This window comes from Ferrimonas kyonanensis DSM 18153, assembly GCF_000425405.1.
Lineage (GTDB): Bacteria > Pseudomonadota > Gammaproteobacteria > Enterobacterales > Shewanellaceae > Ferrimonas > Ferrimonas kyonanensis.
This window is the reverse complement of sequence record NZ_AUDJ01000032.1, coordinates 52,443-69,319: the sequence shown is the minus strand read 5'-3', so window position 1 is coordinate 69,319 and position 16,877 is coordinate 52,443. Positions and strand designations below refer to the sequence as shown.

The following is a 16,877-nucleotide window of genomic DNA, read 5'->3' as shown; positions in this document are numbered from 1 at the left end:
GTCCAGGGTCCCCTTCGTCTAGAGGCCTAGGACACCGCCCTTTCACGGCGGTAACAGGGGTTCAAATCCCCTAGGGGACGCCACTTATTTGTTGTTACAGCCTTATTGCTCTGGCCAAGAGTGAATAATCTGAATCGTGGCCGTAGCAAGCTCTCTCGATGAGAGAGAAAAAAACCACCCATCGGGTGGTTTTTTTTTGCCGTTTTTTCGCTATGGCAAAGTATGGGTTTCAAAATAGGGCCTCAGAAAATCCACAATGCCATCTTGCGCCGCTTGGTTTGGGTGAATACCGTCTCGTTGCATCAATTCGGGCTTAGGGGCGATCTCGGTCATAAAAAACGGTATGAGTGGCACATCATATTCGCTGCTGAGATCCCGATAAACGCGACTAAACATCGACGCATAGCGAGGCCCGTAGTTGGGCGGGACCATAACTTCAGAAAGCATCACTGCGCTGCCCGCCAAGATTGAGGCATCGATAATTTTCCCCAGATTCTCTTTTAGCATTGGAGTCGGAAAACCTCGCAGTCCATCATTCCCCCCCAACTCAATGAACACCCAATCCGGTTGATATTCGTTCAGTAATCCCGGTAGACGCCTGAGGGCACCACCACTGGTTTCGCCGCTTACCGAGGCATTAATGAGCCGAAAATCATCCTGCTCCGTATTCATCTTGTGTACCCAACCATCCAGTTCATCCATGCCATAACTTGCACTCAGGCTGTCACCTAAGATAAGAATGGTTACACTGTTAGCGCGACCAGCGGATGGAAAAAGCAGTATAAATACAATAAATAAGGAACGAAAAGTCATAGCCATGCCTGAATCAAACAAAACCTATGCTATCCAGGTATCCAACCTGGAGCAGCGAGTGCCCACCTTAGATGGTGAACTACAGATCCTCAAAGGGGTGAGCCTGGAAGTCAAGTCAGGAGAGTCCATTGCCGTCATTGGGCCCTCTGGAGCGGGGAAATCGACCCTGCTGGCACTCTTGGCCGGATTAGATAATGCCACCGAAGGAGAGGTGTGGCTGGCTGGTGAACCTTTGCATCAGATGGATGAAGAGCAGCGGGCCGAACTGAGAGGTCGGAAAGTAGGGTTTATATTCCAGTCGTTTATGCTCGTTGAGAGTCTGACAGCATTGGAAAATGTCATGCTGCCTATTGAGTTAACCGGAGCCAACGACGCTCGAAGCGTGGCGGAAACCATGCTACAGCGTGTTGGACTGTCTCATCGCCTCGATCATTTTCCTAATCAATTGTCAGGGGGCGAACAGCAGCGGGTTGCCATTGCCAGAGCTTTCGTCAGCCAGCCAGACATCTTGTTTGCCGACGAACCCACCGGCAATCTGGATCAGGCCAACAGCAGCCGCATCGAGGATCTGCTGTTTGAACTGAACCAAGAGCACCATTCGACCTTGGTGCTGGTGACTCACGATCTGCAACTGGCGCAGCGCTGCCAGAGAAGAGCCCAAATGAACGGTGGTCAGTTGGAGGCACTATGAGTATGTTTCCGTTGGCCTGGCGTCTATTTCGCCGCGAGTTGATGCATGGACAACTGCGGTTGATCGCCGCCGCCCTGATTCTCGCCGTTGGAGCGGTGACCGCCTTAGCCCTGATCTCCAGCCAGCTTCAGGCCTCCATTGTAAAACAGGCCAGCACCTTCCTCGCCGCAGACCGGGTATTAACCAGCCCCCAGAAAGTCGATCCTCAATGGTTGGCTCAAGCTCGTCAGCAGGGACTGGAAGTGGCGACCACCCTGGAATTTCAGTCGATGCTGTTTGCCGGTGACCGATTTCAACTGGTAACGGTAAAGGCGGTATCGGAAAATTATCCGTTACGCGGACAGGTCGAGTTGGTAACTGAGGCGCCCACCGCACTGCCGGCTTCCGGCAGCCTGTGGTTAGACAGTCGCTTAGCGGGTTGGCTCACAGACACCAAGCAGGGCGAGATCGGCGTCAGCCGCTTTACGCTCGATCGGGCCATTTCGCGGTTACCCGATGGTGGATTTAACCTGTTTGCGTCTGCCCCCGTGGTTCTGATGAACTTAGACGATGTGGCTGCAACCGGGGTGGTGCAGCCAGGCAGTCGCCTCAGTTGGCGCTATCAGTTCGTCGGTCAGGCCGACAGCATTCAGGCCTACGCCGGCTGGTTAAAATCCCGCATGACCTCCAGTCAGCGATTGGTAGACGTCCGCAGTGATGAGTCTCCGGTTTCCCGGGCCATTGCTCGCGCCGAGCAGTTCCTGCTGTTAACCGCGTTACTGGGAATTGCCCTGGCCTGTGCCGCCATCTCAGTAGCGACTCAGCGCTATTGCCAAAGGCACTACGATGCAGTTGCCATGCTTAAGACTCTGGGGGCCCGTCACAATCAAGTCCGCAGCATCTTTGTCATGCATTTGGCCCTGGTGACTCTGATGGGCATTGGCCTCGGATTGGCAATGGGCGTGACGGCGGCGACCTTCATGGTGCAACTGTTGCCCTCCGAACTGGTCCAGGCCACGCCATCGATGAGCAGAGCGCTGATGTTGGGGGCGGCCACGGGCGTTATTGCCGGGTTTGGCTTTACCCTCTATCCCTTGCTTCGGCTTTTGGCGATCCCGCCGCTGCGGGTGCTTAGAAAGGATCTCGGGCCGGTTCGTTGGCAGGGCTGGCTGAATGCGGTGGTGTCGGTCGTGGCCCTCGCTCTGCTGGCTTACCTGTACAGTGACAATGCGGTGATGACAGGGGTGCTGCTGCTCGGTGGCGCCGTGCTGGCCGTGCTGCTGTTGGCGGTTGCCTGGTTGCTGCTGCATTGGGGCCGGCAATTGGGCATGCGTACCGGCACGCCATTGCAACTGGCGGTGGCCGGGTTGCGGCGCCGAGCCAGGGAAAATGCCGTTCAGCTGGTCGGCTTTTCAGTTTCTCTGGTGTTACTGCTGACCATTCTGGCTCTAAGGCAGGATCTGCTGGCCGATTGGCAGAAACAGTTACCCCAGGGCACGCCGGATCACTTTCTGATCAACATCAGTCCGGATAACCTGACGCCAATGGGCGAGTTTCTTGCCAGCCGCAATGTGGACGCCACCGACTTCTATCCAGTGATTCGAGGCCGCCTCTCAGCCATCAATGGCGAGCAAGTTCAACGGCCGGTCACCAAGGAAGACCAGCCTCAAGGGGAACAACAGTCAGAAAACCCTCGTGGTCCCCAGGGGATCGGCCGAGAGCTGAACCTGACTTTCCGAACCCAGTTGCCACCGAATAACCCCATCGAACAAGGGGAGTGGTTTCGAGCCGATGCCGCAGCCGAGGTCTCGGTGGAGTCCCAGGTTGCCGAGAGACTAGGGGTTAAACTGGGAGACACCTTGGTTTTCACCATCGATGGCCAGCAGGTCGATGCTCGGGTAACCAGTTTGCGCAAGGTCAATTGGGAAACCATGCAGCCCAACTTCTTTATGATCTTTCCTCCTGAAGATCTAAGTCGTTTCCCTGCAACCTACATCGCCAGTTTCAAACATCCTGAGGGGGATCCGACTCTGGTTTCGGAGCTGATACAGCACTTTCCGACCGTGTCGGTGATCGATGTTGGTGCCATTATCGAGCAATTGCGTGATGTCATCGATCAAGTCTCTCTGGCATTGACCCTGGTATTGCTGGTAGTCATTGTTGCCAGTGCCATGGTATTGATCGCCCAGACAGAAGCGGGCATGTCCTCGCGCAAGCAGGAGTTGGCGATCATGCGGACCCTCGGTGCTCGTGGCAGCTTGCTCAAAAGGGCCGTGGCCTGGGAGTTCTTGCTGATGGGGGCGGTATCCGGGGTGCTGGCCGTGGTGGTGACCGAGTTGACCCTGGCTCTGCTCAAGAGCCAGGTGTTCAATCTGGTCGTCAATGGCCACACCCTGTGGTGGGTGATCATTCCCGCTTTGGGAGCACTGCTGATTGGGGCTTTGGGAATGATCGCCTGCCGGCGCTTGCTCGCCAACCAGTGTGCGGCGCTGCTAAAGGGCTAATCGTCGACTCGCGGCCGAAGGGGGGGCTGGAGCAGTTGCGTCAGTGCCCCCTCCAGCCCCGGGTAGTGAAATTCAAACCCATCCTGCTGCAGCCGGGTTGGAAGCACCCGCTGCCCTTCCAGTAATAACTGGGACATCTCTCCCAGTCCCAGCTTTAAAGCAGGTGCCGGAACCGGCACCACCGCGGGGCGGTGTAAAACCTTGCCTAAAGTCCGAGTAAATAAGCGGTTACTGACCGGAAGTGGCCCAGTGCCATTGTACACACCTCTGGACTCTGGGTTGATCAGCAGAAAACCGATGGCAGCAACCAGGTCGTCAATGTGTATCCAGGACATCATCTGTTCGCCCGAGCCAATGGGGCCTCCCAGTCCGGCTCGAAACGCCGGCAACATCTTTTTCAGTGCCCCTCCTTCCCCCAGGACCAGCCCGATTCGCAGCAGACAGACCCGAGTATGCCCCTGGGCCTGCAGGGCCAGGGTTTCCCAGGTGTGACACACCTTTTGAGCAAAATCGGCGTCGTTGACCGTCAGGGGAGTATTCTCATCCACAGCCTGGTTGTCATTGCCATAGATTCCGATGGCAGATGCGCTGATGAATACCGAAGGCGGCGTTGGCTGAGCCAGAATCCAGTCGCTCAGCGTTTGGGTGAGGCGCCAACGGCTATCGCAGATACGGTGTTTTTGGGCGCTGCTCCAACGTTTGTCGGCAATCGGTTCTCCGGCCAGATTGATGACCGCATCAACGTCCTTTTGCCAGACCAGACCATCAATGTCGATGCATTCGGCGTCGACCCCCTGCTGGCTCAGCGTGTGTTTGGCCGCTTCCGGGTTGCGGCTGATGACCACCAGTTGATGATTGGGCTGCAACTGTTTAAGCAATTGCAGGCCAACAAAGCCGCTGCCACCACTGATCACTATCTTCATCTTCCCCTCCTGCCACACCATCAGGTCACAAATAGCCACGCCAGAGGTGACCCAGTTGTAGTATAAGTATACGCATGATTTCTAAAGGGAGTTCAAAGAGATGCAGCCAGTAGCCGTGGTGACTGGGGTCGGACGACGTTTAGGCCGTTACCTGACAGAACAACTGCTTGAGCGAGGATATCGAGTCTTTGGCCAGTACCACACCAGCCATATCAGTACGCCGGCCGAATCTTCCTTGCACCTGACTCAGGTCGATTTTCGAGATTCTGCCGCGCTCGAACGTTGGTGTCAGCAAATTCTGGCGCTGACCGACAGGGTCGATCTGCTCATCAACAACGCTTCGGTGTACCAGGCCGATGCCGACACGGCCTCAGCCGGTTTAGCCCAACTGACCCAGTGCCATCAAATACACCTGCAGGCACCGTATTTGTTGATGATGCATTTGAATGAACGGTTGAAGGTGGCCAAGGGGCAGATCGTCAACCTGACCGACATCTACATCCATCATCCGAACGAGGAGTACAGCCTCTACTGCGCCACTAAGGCGGGATTGGACAGCCTGACCCAGTCCTGGGCGCGATCTTTGGCGCCGGCAGTCAGAGTCAACAGCATTGAGCCCGGGCCGATTCTGTTTCTGGAGGAGCATTCTCAGGCCTACCGACAGCAGATTCTTGCCCGAACTCTGCTTCAGGTCGAAGGGGGGTTGGAGCCCATATGGCAGGCGTTATGGATGCTGGTCAACAACCCGTATATGACCGGAGCCCGGATCCCGGTGGATGGTGGCCGCTCGGTGGCCAAGCTCTAATCCGTGCTGTGCCAGGCAGATGCCGGCCGGAACGTCGGCGTTACCAGCCAGTTGATGCAGTAAAGGGGTCAGATATTCTGGGTGCTGCGCTGGGCTTGGTGCCTGGTTCACCGACAGAATATCCAGATCCAGAGGCCGGTCTTTGATGCTGCATTCGGGATCGCTGCGGTCTCGCCCCTGTTCAGTCTCCAGTTGGTTGAACAGGGATTTCACTTCATCCGCATTCATTGTGCTGTCAAACCAGAAGGCGAAGTTCAAAAACGGATGTTTGCTTTCCATGGCGGCGGGAGCCGTCTTGATGATGCTGCTTAAGACGATCGGTGAAAACCGTCGGCTCAGGGCCTGCAGAGCCAGTACGGCATTGGCCTCGGGCTCGAGGTTCGCTCCGAAACTGCAGTAATAGCGCTGTTCTGGCATCGTCTCTCCCTGTGGATGCGGTTTTGCCTCATTAAGAGGCTTATCTATTTCAGATAACAGGATATACTGTGATCTCTGTACCCTATTAGATAGTGTCTATGAGTTCATTTCAACGTAGTTTGCTGGTGTGCGCTTCCCTGGTGGTGGTGCTGGCCGGCATCAAACTCTCCAGCACCATTGTCGTGCCGTTTTTGCTGGCCATCTTCATCGCTATCGTCTGCAGCCCGTTGGTTCGCCTGATGACCCGCTTCCGGTTGCCCAAGGCGCTGGCCATCTTCATGGTGATGTTGCTGGTGGTATTGTTGGGCACCTGGCTGGGGGCGTTACTGGGCAGCTCCATCAACGATTTTACCGCTCAATTGCCCCATTATCGGCAACAGCTGACCGGCCAGTTTCAGACGCTGGTGGACCTGGCGGCGCGGTTCAATGTGCCGGTCTCCGTAGAGGTACTCAAGGAACAGTTCGATCCCGGGCGGGTGATGAGCCTGGCAACCGATATGCTGTCGGGGTTGGGGGCGGTGATGGCCAACTTGCTGTTGATCGTTCTGACCGTAGTGTTCATGTTGTTTGAAGCATCAAGCCTGCCAAGAAAACTGCACTATGCCCTGGATGACCCGCAAATGCGCATGCAGCAGATTGACCGCTTCCTGGAGTCGGTCAATCGCTACTTGGCCATCAAAACCCTCATCAGTCTCGGCACCGGTTTTATTTGCGGCTTTGGTTTGTATCTGCTGGGGGTGGATTACTTCATTCTGTGGGGGGTGGTGGCTTTCCTGTTCAATTACATCCCTAACATCGGCTCAATCATTGCCGCCGTGCCACCACTGGGATTGGCGTTGATTCAGCTGGGGCCTGGCGCCGCCGCCACGGTGGCGGGGCTGTACGTTGGCGTCAATATGTTCATGGGCAACGTGATCGAGCCCAGAATGATGGGCCGTGGCCTGGGGCTATCCACCCTGGTGGTCTTCCTGTCATTGATCTTCTGGGGCTGGCTGCTGGGGTCGGTCGGCATGTTGTTGTCGGTGCCCCTGACGATGATCGTCAAGATTGGCCTGGAATCGTCTCACGGAGGCCGCTGGTTGGCGGCCCTGCTTGAAGGTGAACCTCAAACCAGCAGCGTGGCCATTAATGTTACTCTGACCGGCCCTCCGGTCAGAACCTCTGCAATAAAGAGTAAAACCGCATGACCTCACTTTTGCCTCACCTGCCTGATCAGCCTCAATTGGATCAGGTTCAGCGGCTGTTTCATGGAAGAGGGCAGTGTTATCCCGGTCTGGAAGCCGTAACCGTGGACTGGTTTCCACCGGTGCTGTTGCTGACCACCTTCAGAGCGTTGCCGGCGGAAACGGTGGCGCAGTATCAACAGCAAATCACCCAGTGGTGGCAGCAGCAGGGGGACGCCACCCCGATGAACCTGGTGTGGCAAAACCGCGCCAGTTCACCGGCCCAGACTCAGCTGCTGCAAGGGCAGGTACCCGAGCCGCATTGGGTCCACGAAGGCAGCCTCGAGTACCGCATTGAGTTGATGCGTGGCCAGAACCACGGCCTGTTTCTGGACATGGCCGCAGGTCGTCACTGGGTTCGGACCCATGCCGAGGGCAAGAAAGTACTGAATCTGTTTGCCTACACCTGTGGCTTTTCTGTTGCCGCCCGTCAAGGGGGGGCCCAAGAGGTGGTGAACCTCGACATGAGTGGCGGAGCCCTGAAAGTAGGCAAGCGCAACCACGCCCGCAATGGCCTGGAAGCCGGAGTGCGCTATCTGGCCCATGATCTGTTTAAGACCTTTGGCAAACTCAAGAAACTCGGTCCTTTCGACTTGGTTGTGGTGGATCCGCCGAGCTTTCAGCACGGCAGTTTTATCGCCACTAAGGATTACCCCAAAGTGTTGAGGCGGCTGCCCGAATTGTTAACGGCGCAGGGAGAAGCCTTGCTGTGTTTGAATGCGCCGGAGCTGAGTCGTGCTCACCTGCAGCAGCAGGTCGCCGAGTCTGCCCCTCAACTGAGCTTTGTCGAACAGTTGCCCAACCCCGCCAGTTTCCCTGAAAGCGATCCTGATAAAGGGCTGAAGGTGTTTCGCTACCGTTTAAACTGATGAAATAAAACTTCGTTTTTAACCTTGTTTGCTGTGATTAGCCCCGAACTTGCAGCCTTTGGCTGAAAGATTCCTTCAATGTCGCAGAAGTGGTGTTTTGTTCGAGCCAGGCCCGCCTGCGTGATACACTTATGCTACACACATCACAGAAATTGTGGTGCCGTTGGTATTCAGCAGTAAGGCGGGTTTATGGAAATGCAAGAGTACGAAGAAGCGTATTATCAGGTTCAGGATGAAGTAGCCGGTGAGCTTCCTGTCGATCTGGATGAGGACGCTTACCTGGATTAATCCCGGCTGCGACCTGAATAAAAAAACCAACGCCAAGGCGTTGGTTTTTTTATGCTGATTCGAACTTAGCCATTGCTTAGCCAGGGATCGTTAATCAGCTTGGTGACCTTCCAGCGGTTATCGATCACCTCCACCTGAACCTGGCGTAAATCCTGCCAGACGCTGTCACCCTTGAGGCCACTCAGTTTGATGGTGACCTTCATATTCTGATTTCGGCGTCGAAAGAAGTCAGCATCGGTGCTGGACAGTTCCACCTCAGCCTGCTGCAGACGCAAGCCAAACAATTGGCGCTGAATCTGACTGGCGAGGCGATAGTGGTGAAACAGTGGCAGCAGTTCGCCACCGATAAGCGGCAGTGCTTTGTTGGTATCCTGATCCACATAGATGGCCGTGAACAGATCCAAAGCAACGTGCTCGGGCAGCCGCTGCGGGCCGGGAGCGTCGCTGCAGCCTTGCAATACGGTGATGAACAACAGCGTCCATAACGTTCTGATTGTCATACACGCTTAGCCCTGTGTAGCCAAAAAGTCGAACGCCACATCATAACAGCGTCCCCCTGTGGGTTCTAGAAATCGCCATGCAAACCGGGTCGTTACGACCAGATGGGTTATCACCGCATAAAAGCGTCCGTAAATCAAACCCATTGAACAATCGTTCATCCGTACATGTGGTGAAAGTGCTCAAGTGGGGGGTTTTTAAGCAACCCCTCGGGAAAACCGCGATCTCGATCAACTTTTATTCACTTCCCAGCAAATTCAGGCTTACCCCTCAAGGGAAATGTTGTAAGAATGTACTAACAATCTCAAAAGCATAGGAATTGCAGGAGCATATGTGTATCGGGCGTTAATGGCGTTATTGGGAAGTTGCCGGGATTTGTTGCCCATCGTGTTAGTGGTGGCGTTGTTTCAGCTGGCGGTATTGCAGCAGCCCTTACCGGACGTGCTGACCATCATACTGGGTATGGGCCTGGTGGTCATTGGATTAACTCTGTTTGTATTTGGGCTGGAGATGGGATTGTTTCCCATTGGTGAAACCCTGGCCCAGGCCTTTGCCCGCAAGGGGGCTTTGATCCCATTGTTGTTGTTTGCTTTCCTGCTGGGATTTGGAACCACGGTGGCCGAGCCGGCACTCATTGCCGTTGCCGATGAGGCCGCCGAGGTAGCGGCACTGGGAGGCATGCTGGCGAACACCGTCGAGGCTCAGGAATCCTATGCGACTCAATTGAGGATGGTGGTGGCCTTGTCGGTGGGCTGCGCCATTCTGCTTGGGGTTGTCCGTATTCTCAAAGGCTGGCCTTTGCACCGGTTGATCATCAGTGGCTATGTCATTGTCATGGCGCTGACCATGATTGCCCCCAAGGAGATCATCGGCATCGCCTACGATTCCGGTGGCGTGACGACCTCCACCATTACCGTACCTTTGGTAACGGCCCTGGGGGTGGGGTTGGCAAGCTCCATTAAGGGCAGAAACCCCATGCTCGATGGCTTTGGGTTAATCGCCTTTGCTTCTCTGCTGCCGGTGCAGTTTGTGTTGATGTTTGGGGTGGTGCGCGCATGGATTGGTTAACGGCCATTTTCGAGACCCTTATCGATACTCTGGGAGACGTGGTCCCCATTGTGGCGGTGTTGTTCGGGTTCCAGTATCTGGTATTACGTCGCCCGGTGCCGCACCTGAAGCAGGTGCTGGCCGGTTTTGTTGCCGTTATTCTGGGTCTGGCACTGTTTCTGGTCGGGTTGGAGCGGGCGCTGTTTCCCCTTGGTGAGTTGATGGCCAGCCAGTTGACGGCTCCGGAGTTTCTCGGAGTGAGTGGTCAGAGTCATTGGCAGGACTACTACTGGGTGTACGCCTTCGCCTTCGCCATCGGTTTTGCTACCACCATTGCCGAACCGTCGCTGCTGGCCGTTGCCATTAAAGCTGAGCAGGTTTCCGGTGGTACCATCCGTCCCATGGGATTAAGGCTGTCGGTGGCCCTGGGGGTGGCGGTGGGCATCGCTCTGGGCAGCTACCGCATTGTCGTCGGCGATCCCATCCATTGGTACATTCTTGGCGGCTACATGGTGGTCGTGGTGCAAACGGCATTTGCGCCCAAGAGCGTGATCCCATTGGCCTATGACTCCGGCGGGGTTACCACCTCAACCGTGACCGTGCCCCTGGTGGCCGCTTTGGGACTGGGCCTGGCCAGCACCATCCCCGGACGCAGTCCGATGATTGACGGATTTGGCCTCATTGCTTTTGCCAGCCTGTTTCCTATTATCAGCGTGATGGGGTATGCCCAGATCATCGCGCTGCTGCAACGAATTCAAACGAGGTAAATCATGCGTTTTAAACTCATTATCGCTTTTGCGGAAGAGGACAAGAGTGACAAATTGGTGGATGCGGCCCGAGCGGCGGGAGCGACCGGTGTTACCCTGATCAACCATGCTCGAGGCGAAGGCCTGAAGCCTAAGAAAACCTTTTTCGGGTTGCACTTGGAAGTGCAGCGAGATGTATTGCTGTTTGTGGTTGAAGAGCATTTGGCCCGCAATATTCTGGAGTGTATCGCTAAGGTTGGCGAGTTCGACAGCTCACCGGGGACCGGCATTGCGTTGCAACTGGACATTGAAGACGTGGTGGGTGTTGCTCACCAGATTGAAAGCCTGTCTGAGCGGGTTGGAGAGGAACTATGAATACCCAGCTAATTAAAGTGAAAGATGTCATGGCCCAAAAGTGGATCATGCTCGATGGTTTAAAAACCGTTGCCGAAGGACTGGCAGTGCTGCGTGAGCAGCATGCGGAGGCCCTGATCATCGATAAACGCCATGAACACGATGAATACGGGTTGGTGCTGCTGTCGGACATCGGCAAGAAGGTCATGGCCCGTGATAAAGCCGCCGATCGGGTTAACCTCTATGAGATCATGTCCAAGCCAGTGCTGCCGGTTCACCCGGACATGGACATTCGCTATTGCGCTCGTCTTTTTGAACAATTTGGCATAAATCAGGCCCCGGTGATTGATAACCACCAGGTAATTGGATTAATCTCCTATACAGAGATGGTTCTTCAGCAGAGTCTGCAACAATAGAACCCCCCGCCCTCTGGTGGCCTTCAGCATCGTCTGATCTGAGCCGCCGCCTTTGGGTGCATCGTTGTGGGTTATCCACAAAACCTGTGGACAAGCCTGTTATTAGATCGATGACTACTTCGTAAGTTGCTGATCTTAAAAATTATTTGATCTTGGTTTTCACTTTGGTCAAAAAAAAAGCCCGCCAGAATCTGGCGGGCTTTTTTGTGGCTGGTCGCCAGGCATTCGCAGCGAGTCTGCTTTGCGAATGCCGGGTCGGCGTTAGCCTTTCGGGTAGGGGTGAGCCACGCCTTTGTGGCAGTCGATGCAGGTTTTGCGCTTGTCTTCCGCTTTCTTGAAGTTCATGGCGTGCATCCGCTTCGCGACTTTCTTCATGGACTCAGGCTGGTTCTCGTAGATGTTGGAGTGACAGCTGGTACAGGTTCGGGAATCGATGGAGCGCAGGTAGTCGCGCGCCAGATCGGCCTGTTCTTTACGGTTGTCATCCAGCCACTTCTGAGTGTTGAAATCTTTGATGGTCATGTAGCCGATGATGTCTTTGGAGACGATGATCTTCTTCACCAGGTACTCGAAGCCGCCTGGAGGCAGGTGACACTGAGCACAGGTCACAGTGATGCCGACACTGTTGTTGCCGTGGCTGGACGCCATAACCTCATCCCGCAGGGAGTGGTTGGAGTGACAGGTCATGCAGAAGTCGTCGGTGCTGGTAGCGTGCAGGACAACTTGAGTGCCATAGACACCGATTCCGCCCATCACCAGGGCCAGGAAAGCGCCTACAGGAATGCCAAGTAACCACTTTGACTTAGGTTGTTGCCATAACCGGCTCCATCCAGAGCGTTTGTTGTCAGACATCTCGATTCCTTAATTCATATTTGTAGAGTAATTCTTTGGTCTTCAGAAACTTTAGCCAACTTTTTGAGGATGGTTCAAAAATCTGGACCAAAACGGTATTGCTAAATGTATAACGCGATATTCTCAATATATCGATATTGGCCTGATAAATGAACAACTTTACCTAAGCTCGAGACAAATGTGAGAGGTGATCACGTATTTGTCTGAAACACCATCAATGACTCAAAACGAAATGGAAGCAGGCTGGGATCACGCAAAAATAAAAAAAGCCGCCCTTCGTTGCCAAAGGGCGGCTTATTTCAGACCGGTCGGCTATCAGGCGTTAGCTTGAATCGCTGTCAGGGCGATGGTGTAGACGATGTCTTCAACCAGAGCACCACGGGACAGGTCGTTCACCGGCTTGCGCATGCCTTGCAGCATTGGACCGATGGAGATCAGGTCGGCGGAACGTTGTACCGCTTTGTAGGTGGTGTTACCGGTGTTCAGGTCCGGGAACACAAACACGGTGGCCTGGCCGGCAACCGGGCTGTCCGGAGCCTTGGAGGCTGCAACGTTTGGCATGATGGCGGCGTCGTACTGCAGTGGGCCATCAATCACCAGGTCTGGGCGCTTCTCCTGAGCAATGCGAGTGGCTTCACGCACTTTCTCTACGTCTGCACCTTGGCCGGAGCTACCGGTGGAGTAGGAGATCATGGCCACGCGAGGCTCAATGCCAAAGGCTTTGGCGGAATCGGCGGACTGAATCGCAATCTCGGCCAGCTGCTCGGCATTCGGATCCGGGTTGATGGCGCAGTCGCCGTAAACCAGAACCTGATCAGGCAGCAGCATGAAGAAGATCGACGACACCAGAGACGCATTCGGTGCGGTCTTGATCAGCTGCAGTGGTGGACGAATGGTGTTGGCTGTGGTGTGAACCGCACCGGACACCAGGCCGTCGACCTTGTCTTCAGCCAGCATCATGGTACCCAGTACCACGTTGTCTTGCAGTTGCTCGCGGGCAACCACTTCGGTCAGGCCTTTGCTCTTACGCAGCTCGCACATCGGTGCCACGAAACGCTCGCGGGCCAGATCCGGATCCACGATCTCGATGCCTTCGCCCAGGGTGACACCCTGTTGACCGGCAACGCGACGAATCTCTTCCGGGTTACCGATCAGTACGCAGTTGGCAATGCCACGTTCGGCACAGATGGCGGCGGCTTTCACGGTACGTGGCTCGTCACCCTCTGGCAGCACAACGCGCTTGCCGGCACGGCGGGCAAACTCGGTCAGCTGGTAGCGGAAGGCGGCCGGAGACAGGCGGTTTTCACGCTTGGAGTCGCTGGCAACGTTTTCGATGAACTTGCGATCGATGTGGCCGGCAACGTAATCCTGCAGCAGTTCGATACGGGCGGAATCATCCACAGGCACTTCGTGGTTGAAGTTCTGGATGTTCAGTGCGGTCTGCCAGGTGTTGGTGTCAACCATCATCACCGGCAGGCCGGTATCAAAGGCTTGCGCGCACAGATCTTGAACTTGCTGCTCCAGCTCGTAGCCACCGGTCAGCATCAACGCGCCAATCTTGGTGCCATTCATGGCAGCCAGACAGGCAGAGACGATGATGTCGGAACGGTCACCGGAGGTAACCAGCAGCGTATCCGCTTGCAGGTGGTTAACCATGTTAGGGATGGCGCGGGTACAGAAGCTGACGCGACGCAGACGACGGCTGTGCATTTCACCGGCGTTGATCAGGCGGGCACCCAGGTGCTTAGCCAGATCGGAGGCCCGTGGCGAAACCAGGTCCAGGTTGTAAGGAACCGCACCCAGGATGCCCACTGGAGAGTTGGCAGACAGCTGGAAGATGTCGGCGTGGTCACCGCGAACGACCTGATCGTGTTCAAACACTTCAGACAGATCAGGACGGGCACGGCCTCGCTCATCGACCGGCGCACCGATCTTGTTGATGATGGCGCCCAGAATGCGTTTGTTCTTCTTACCACCAAACTCATCGACGATGATCTCCAGGCGCTTCTGCACCTGGTTGGCACCATCGGCACCTGGATTGATAACGAACACGATATCGGCATCCAGAGTCTTGGCGGTCTTGGCATTCAGGGTGTTGGCGAACGGATGGCTGCGGGTAGGAACCAGGCCTTCCACGATCAGCACTTCAGTTTCCTCATCACCGGACTTCACTCGAGCCACAATCTCTTCCAGAAGCACATCGGTATCGCCGGAGCTGATGCGCTGCTGCGCGTGTTCCATGGCAAAAGGTTCTGGTGGATTGATGGTAGGGGAAGTAGACAGAATGGTGGAGGAACGTTCCGGGCCGGTATCGCCGGGACGTTGCTGGGCAACAGGCTTGAAGAAGTTAACCTTAACACCCTGGCGTTCGAGTGCACGAACCATACCCAGGCTGATGGAGGTCAAGCCGACACCAGTACCCACTGGGATCAACATGATAGAGCGAGACATAATATACCTCTTAAAAGAAACTGAGCCACTTCCGTGGCTCAGTGTACAGCATTTAGATCAGAGCCAGAGCGTCGCTGGCAATGACGAACTCTTCGTTGGTTGGGATAACCATCGCAACTGGAGTGCCGTCTTTGGTGATAACACCTTCGTTGCCGAAGCGGGCAGCGGCGTTCTTCTCGGCGTCGACGTCGTAACCGAAGATGGCCAGGTGCTCCAGTACCTTCTCACGAATCAGCATGGAGTTTTCACCGATGCCGCCGGTAAAGATGATGGCGTCAACGCGCTTCAGAGGCACGGTGTAGGAAGCCACGTACTTGGCCAGGCGGTAGCAGAACACTTCCAGAGCCAGGGTGCAGCCTTCGTCACCGGCCGCATGGCCTTCTTCGATGCCACGGCAATCGTTGGTCTTTTCAGACAGGCCCAGCAGACCGGATTCTTTGTGCAGGATGTTGTGCACTTCGTCCAGAGAGTAGCCCAGGTTGTTCACCATGTAGAACACGACGTTAGCGTCGATATCACCAGAGCGAGTGCCCATTACGATGCCTTCCAGCGGGGTCAGACCCATGGAGGTGTCAACGCACTCGCCATTGCGAACGGCGGATACGGAACCGCCGTTACCCAGGTGGCAGGTGATGACGTTGGTGTCGGACACCTCTTTGCCCAGGGCCTTGGCGGCTTCTTGGGAAACGAACAGGTGGCTGGTGCCGTGGGCGCCGTAACGACGGATGCCGTGGTCGCGGTACAGGTTCTGTGGGATGGCGTATGCGTAAGCAGTCTTAGGCATAGTCTGGTGGAACGCGGTATCGAATACCACAACCTGAGGCAGCTCGGCGAAAGCGGCTTTAGCAGCACGAATACCGATCAGGTGAGCAGGGTTGTGCAATGGCGCCAGGGCGGCACACTCTTCGATACCGGCAATCACTTCGTCAGTGGCCAGCATGGACTTGGTGTACTTCTCACCGCCGTGAACGATACGGTGGCCGATGGCAACCAGTTGCTCAGCCAGTTCTGGCTTGCTGGCCAGAATGGTGTTTACGATGTAGTCCAGAGCCTCGGTGTGGGCTGCGCCGGCACCCAGAGCGGCTTCGCCCTTGTTGCCATCCAGCTTCCATTTGATACGCGCGTCTTCCAGATTGAAACATTCGGCCAATCCGGACAGATACTCGTCACCTGAAGTAGCATCGATTACAGCGAACTTCAGAGAGGAGCTACCGCAGTTAAGAACCAGAACAAGTTTGCTCATTATTCAAACACCTAAGTGATATACATGCGAACAACCGACTACGCACTCTGGGCGTATAAGTCGATAGCGACTGAAGAGGGTAAGCCAATACAGTATAGACCGCTGAAGAACGTGAACTCGGCCACGGGAATCGGCGGTTATTCGGCTGAATTGCAGCCACCCTCGTAAAAAAGGTATGACCATTTTACCCGAACTTTTCTCAAGAAGCAGAATCAGGACGTGTTACACTTAACAAATCTGTGATCAGTCTCGCGTTGTCCATAGGAGAGTGAAGCATGACCTTTTTTGAAACATTGCGATGTGGCAATGACTACATGAAGGAGTGGCCGAAAGCCGCCCAGCTGGCGCCGTTGTTTCCGGAGCATCGGGTCATCCGTGCCACCGAGTTGGCGATTCGAGTCATGCCTCCAATTGCGGTGTTTTGCTTCTGGCTTCAGTACCAATCCATGGGGGCCACCAGCTTGCCCCAGGCAATAGCCAGTGGCTTGTTTTTATTGAGCTTACCCCTGCAGGGACTGTTCTGGTTAGGCTGGCGGTCTCAACAACCCTTGCCTAAGCCTTTGCTGGTATGGTGTGACGATTTGCGCTCGAAAATGGTGGCGGCCGGTGAACAAATCGCCCCTTTCGGCGCGTCGGCCCGATACCTGAATATGGCCAAGTTACTGCGCAGAGTGTTTACAAAAATCGAGCGGGGAGAGTGGCAGAGGTTTGATTAACAACTGAGCGCACTCGAACCCAGATCACAAAAAGGAGGCGGT

Annotated in this window: 17 protein-coding genes and 1 tRNA gene; 11 read left to right on the top strand and 7 right to left on the bottom strand. The window is 55.3% G+C overall.

Annotation, left to right across the window (positions count from 1 at the left end; translation table 11 throughout):
• Positions 1 to 7 precede the first annotated feature (7 nt).
• A tRNA-Glu gene (locus H598_RS0111560) sits at positions 8 to 83 on the top strand.
• A gap of 127 nt (positions 84 to 210) precedes the next feature.
• On the opposite strand, the gene H598_RS0111555 is transcribed toward H598_RS0111560, so the two are convergent.
• Entirely contained in the window at positions 211 to 813 is a 603-nt protein-coding gene (locus H598_RS0111555) for an arylesterase (RefSeq protein WP_051252684.1), read from the bottom strand.
• Between the two features lie 4 nt (positions 814 to 817).
• Here H598_RS0111555 and H598_RS24130 point away from each other — a divergent pair, with 4 nt between their 5' ends.
• Both H598_RS24130 and H598_RS0111545 read left to right on the top strand, forming a co-directional pair.
• Positions 818 to 1,504: an ABC transporter ATP-binding protein gene (locus tag H598_RS24130; RefSeq protein ID WP_035415834.1), complete on the top strand. Its 687-nt coding sequence runs from the start codon at positions 818 to 820 to the stop codon at positions 1,502 to 1,504.
• Positions 1,501 to 3,987 (top strand): ABC transporter permease, encoded by a 2,487-nt coding sequence (locus tag H598_RS0111545; protein WP_028113156.1) that lies wholly within the window; start codon positions 1,501 to 1,503, stop codon positions 3,985 to 3,987. The genes H598_RS24130 and H598_RS0111545 overlap by 4 nt, the downstream gene beginning before the upstream one ends.
• Here the strand turns inward: H598_RS0111545 and H598_RS0111540 are convergent.
• The gene (locus H598_RS0111540) at positions 3,984 to 4,910 is read right to left on the bottom strand and encodes a TIGR01777 family oxidoreductase (RefSeq protein ID WP_028113155.1); all 927 of its coding nucleotides are present in this window, start codon (positions 4,908 to 4,910) and stop codon (positions 3,984 to 3,986) included. The two genes, H598_RS0111545 and H598_RS0111540, sit on opposite strands and share 4 nt — an antisense overlap.
• Before the next feature lie 100 nt (positions 4,911 to 5,010).
• Between H598_RS0111540 and H598_RS0111535 the strand changes: the two genes are divergently transcribed.
• A complete protein-coding gene (locus tag H598_RS0111535; protein ID WP_028113154.1) occupies positions 5,011 to 5,715 on the top strand; it encodes an SDR family oxidoreductase in 705 nt (234 codons plus the stop codon).
• Here H598_RS0111535 and H598_RS25990 read toward each other — a convergent pair.
• The gene (locus tag H598_RS25990) at positions 5,635 to 6,132 is read right to left on the bottom strand and encodes a 2-amino-4-hydroxy-6-hydroxymethyldihydropteridine diphosphokinase (RefSeq protein ID WP_028113153.1); all 498 of its coding nucleotides are present in this window, start codon (positions 6,130 to 6,132) and stop codon (positions 5,635 to 5,637) included. The two genes, H598_RS0111535 and H598_RS25990, sit on opposite strands and share 81 nt — an antisense overlap.
• A 98-nt stretch (positions 6,133 to 6,230) precedes the next feature.
• Between H598_RS25990 and H598_RS24125 the strand changes: the two genes are divergently transcribed.
• Complete coding sequence (locus tag H598_RS24125) at positions 6,231 to 7,319, top strand: AI-2E family transporter (RefSeq protein ID WP_051252681.1); 1,089 nt, start codon at positions 6,231 to 6,233, stop codon at positions 7,317 to 7,319.
• Positions 7,316 to 8,224, top strand: coding sequence for a class I SAM-dependent methyltransferase (locus H598_RS0111520; RefSeq protein ID WP_051252680.1), 909 nt, complete (start codon positions 7,316 to 7,318; stop codon positions 8,222 to 8,224). Before H598_RS24125 ends, H598_RS0111520 begins: the two co-directional genes overlap by 4 nt.
• A 353-nt stretch (positions 8,225 to 8,577) precedes the next feature.
• Here the strand turns inward: H598_RS0111520 and H598_RS0111510 are convergent, their stop codons facing one another.
• A complete protein-coding gene (locus H598_RS0111510) occupies positions 8,578 to 9,012 on the bottom strand; it encodes a hypothetical protein (RefSeq protein WP_156897013.1) in 435 nt (144 codons plus the stop codon).
• A 346-nt stretch (positions 9,013 to 9,358) separates the two neighbouring features.
• On the opposite strand from H598_RS0111510, the gene H598_RS0111505 reads away from it, so the two are divergent.
• From H598_RS0111505 to H598_RS0111490, 4 genes are read left to right on the top strand one after another with little or no spacing between them, the layout of a single operon-like run.
• A complete protein-coding gene (locus H598_RS0111505; protein ID WP_035415832.1) occupies positions 9,359 to 10,078 on the top strand; it encodes a DUF1538 domain-containing protein in 720 nt (239 codons plus the stop codon).
• Positions 10,066 to 10,824 carry a DUF1538 domain-containing protein gene (locus tag H598_RS0111500; protein WP_028113149.1) on the top strand — a complete coding sequence of 253 codons (759 nt, stop codon included), beginning with the start codon at positions 10,066 to 10,068 and terminating at the stop codon, positions 10,822 to 10,824. The genes H598_RS0111505 and H598_RS0111500 overlap by 13 nt, the downstream gene beginning before the upstream one ends.
• 3 nt (positions 10,825 to 10,827) lie before the next feature.
• A complete protein-coding gene (locus tag H598_RS0111495) occupies positions 10,828 to 11,178 on the top strand; it encodes a P-II family nitrogen regulator (RefSeq protein WP_028113148.1) in 351 nt (116 codons plus the stop codon).
• Entirely contained in the window at positions 11,175 to 11,573 is a 399-nt protein-coding gene (locus H598_RS0111490; protein ID WP_028113147.1) for a CBS domain-containing protein, read from the top strand. Before H598_RS0111495 ends, H598_RS0111490 begins: the two co-directional genes overlap by 4 nt.
• 261 nt (positions 11,574 to 11,834) lie before the next feature.
• On the opposite strand, the gene H598_RS0111485 is transcribed toward H598_RS0111490, so the two are convergent.
• The 3 genes from H598_RS0111485 to H598_RS0111475 form a co-directional block, all read right to left on the bottom strand.
• Positions 11,835 to 12,425, bottom strand: coding sequence for a NapC/NirT family cytochrome c (locus tag H598_RS0111485; RefSeq protein WP_028113146.1), 591 nt, complete (start codon positions 12,423 to 12,425; stop codon positions 11,835 to 11,837).
• A gap of 315 nt (positions 12,426 to 12,740) precedes the next feature.
• The gene (gene pta / locus H598_RS0111480; RefSeq protein WP_028113145.1) at positions 12,741 to 14,876 is read right to left on the bottom strand and encodes a phosphate acetyltransferase; all 2,136 of its coding nucleotides are present in this window, start codon (positions 14,874 to 14,876) and stop codon (positions 12,741 to 12,743) included.
• A 52-nt stretch (positions 14,877 to 14,928) separates the two neighbouring features.
• A complete protein-coding gene (locus tag H598_RS0111475; RefSeq protein WP_028113144.1) occupies positions 14,929 to 16,122 on the bottom strand; it encodes an acetate kinase in 1,194 nt (397 codons plus the stop codon).
• 272 nt (positions 16,123 to 16,394) lie between these two features.
• On the opposite strand from H598_RS0111475, the gene yfbV reads away from it, so the two are divergent.
• The gene (yfbV, locus tag H598_RS0111470; protein ID WP_028113143.1) at positions 16,395 to 16,835 is read left to right on the top strand and encodes a terminus macrodomain insulation protein YfbV; all 441 of its coding nucleotides are present in this window, start codon (positions 16,395 to 16,397) and stop codon (positions 16,833 to 16,835) included.
• Positions 16,836 to 16,877 lie beyond the last annotated feature (42 nt).

Excerpts from the sequence above, each read along its gene's own strand:
- H598_RS0111535 (WP_028113154.1), top strand. The coding sequence starts at position 5,011 with ATGCAGCCAGTAGCCGTGGTGACTGGGGTCGGACGACGTTTAGGCCGT.
- H598_RS0111545 (WP_028113156.1), top strand. The coding sequence starts at position 1,501 with ATGAGTATGTTTCCGTTGGCCTGGCGTCTATTTCGCCGCGAGTTGATG.
- pta (WP_028113145.1), bottom strand. The coding sequence starts at position 14,876 with ATGTCTCGCTCTATCATGTTGATCCCAGTGGGTACTGGTGTCGGCTTG.
- H598_RS0111500 (WP_028113149.1), top strand. The coding sequence starts at position 10,066 with ATGGATTGGTTAACGGCCATTTTCGAGACCCTTATCGATACTCTGGGA.
- H598_RS24130 (WP_035415834.1), top strand. The coding sequence starts at position 818 with ATGCCTGAATCAAACAAAACCTATGCTATCCAGGTATCCAACCTGGAG.
- H598_RS0111505 (WP_035415832.1), top strand. The coding sequence starts at position 9,359 with ATGGCGTTATTGGGAAGTTGCCGGGATTTGTTGCCCATCGTGTTAGTG.
- H598_RS0111495 (WP_028113148.1), top strand. The coding sequence starts at position 10,828 with ATGCGTTTTAAACTCATTATCGCTTTTGCGGAAGAGGACAAGAGTGAC.
- H598_RS0111485 (WP_028113146.1), bottom strand. The coding sequence starts at position 12,425 with ATGTCTGACAACAAACGCTCTGGATGGAGCCGGTTATGGCAACAACCT.
- H598_RS0111540 (WP_028113155.1), bottom strand. The coding sequence starts at position 4,910 with ATGAAGATAGTGATCAGTGGTGGCAGCGGCTTTGTTGGCCTGCAATTG.
- H598_RS0111520 (WP_051252680.1), top strand. The coding sequence starts at position 7,316 with ATGACCTCACTTTTGCCTCACCTGCCTGATCAGCCTCAATTGGATCAG.
- yfbV (WP_028113143.1), top strand. The coding sequence starts at position 16,395 with ATGACCTTTTTTGAAACATTGCGATGTGGCAATGACTACATGAAGGAG.
- H598_RS0111490 (WP_028113147.1), top strand. The coding sequence starts at position 11,175 with ATGAATACCCAGCTAATTAAAGTGAAAGATGTCATGGCCCAAAAGTGG.
- H598_RS0111555 (WP_051252684.1), bottom strand. The coding sequence starts at position 813 with ATGACTTTTCGTTCCTTATTTATTGTATTTATACTGCTTTTTCCATCC.
- H598_RS25990 (WP_028113153.1), bottom strand. The coding sequence starts at position 6,132 with ATGCCAGAACAGCGCTATTACTGCAGTTTCGGAGCGAACCTCGAGCCC.
- H598_RS24125 (WP_051252681.1), top strand. The coding sequence starts at position 6,231 with ATGAGTTCATTTCAACGTAGTTTGCTGGTGTGCGCTTCCCTGGTGGTG.
- H598_RS0111510 (WP_156897013.1), bottom strand. The coding sequence starts at position 9,012 with ATGACAATCAGAACGTTATGGACGCTGTTGTTCATCACCGTATTGCAA.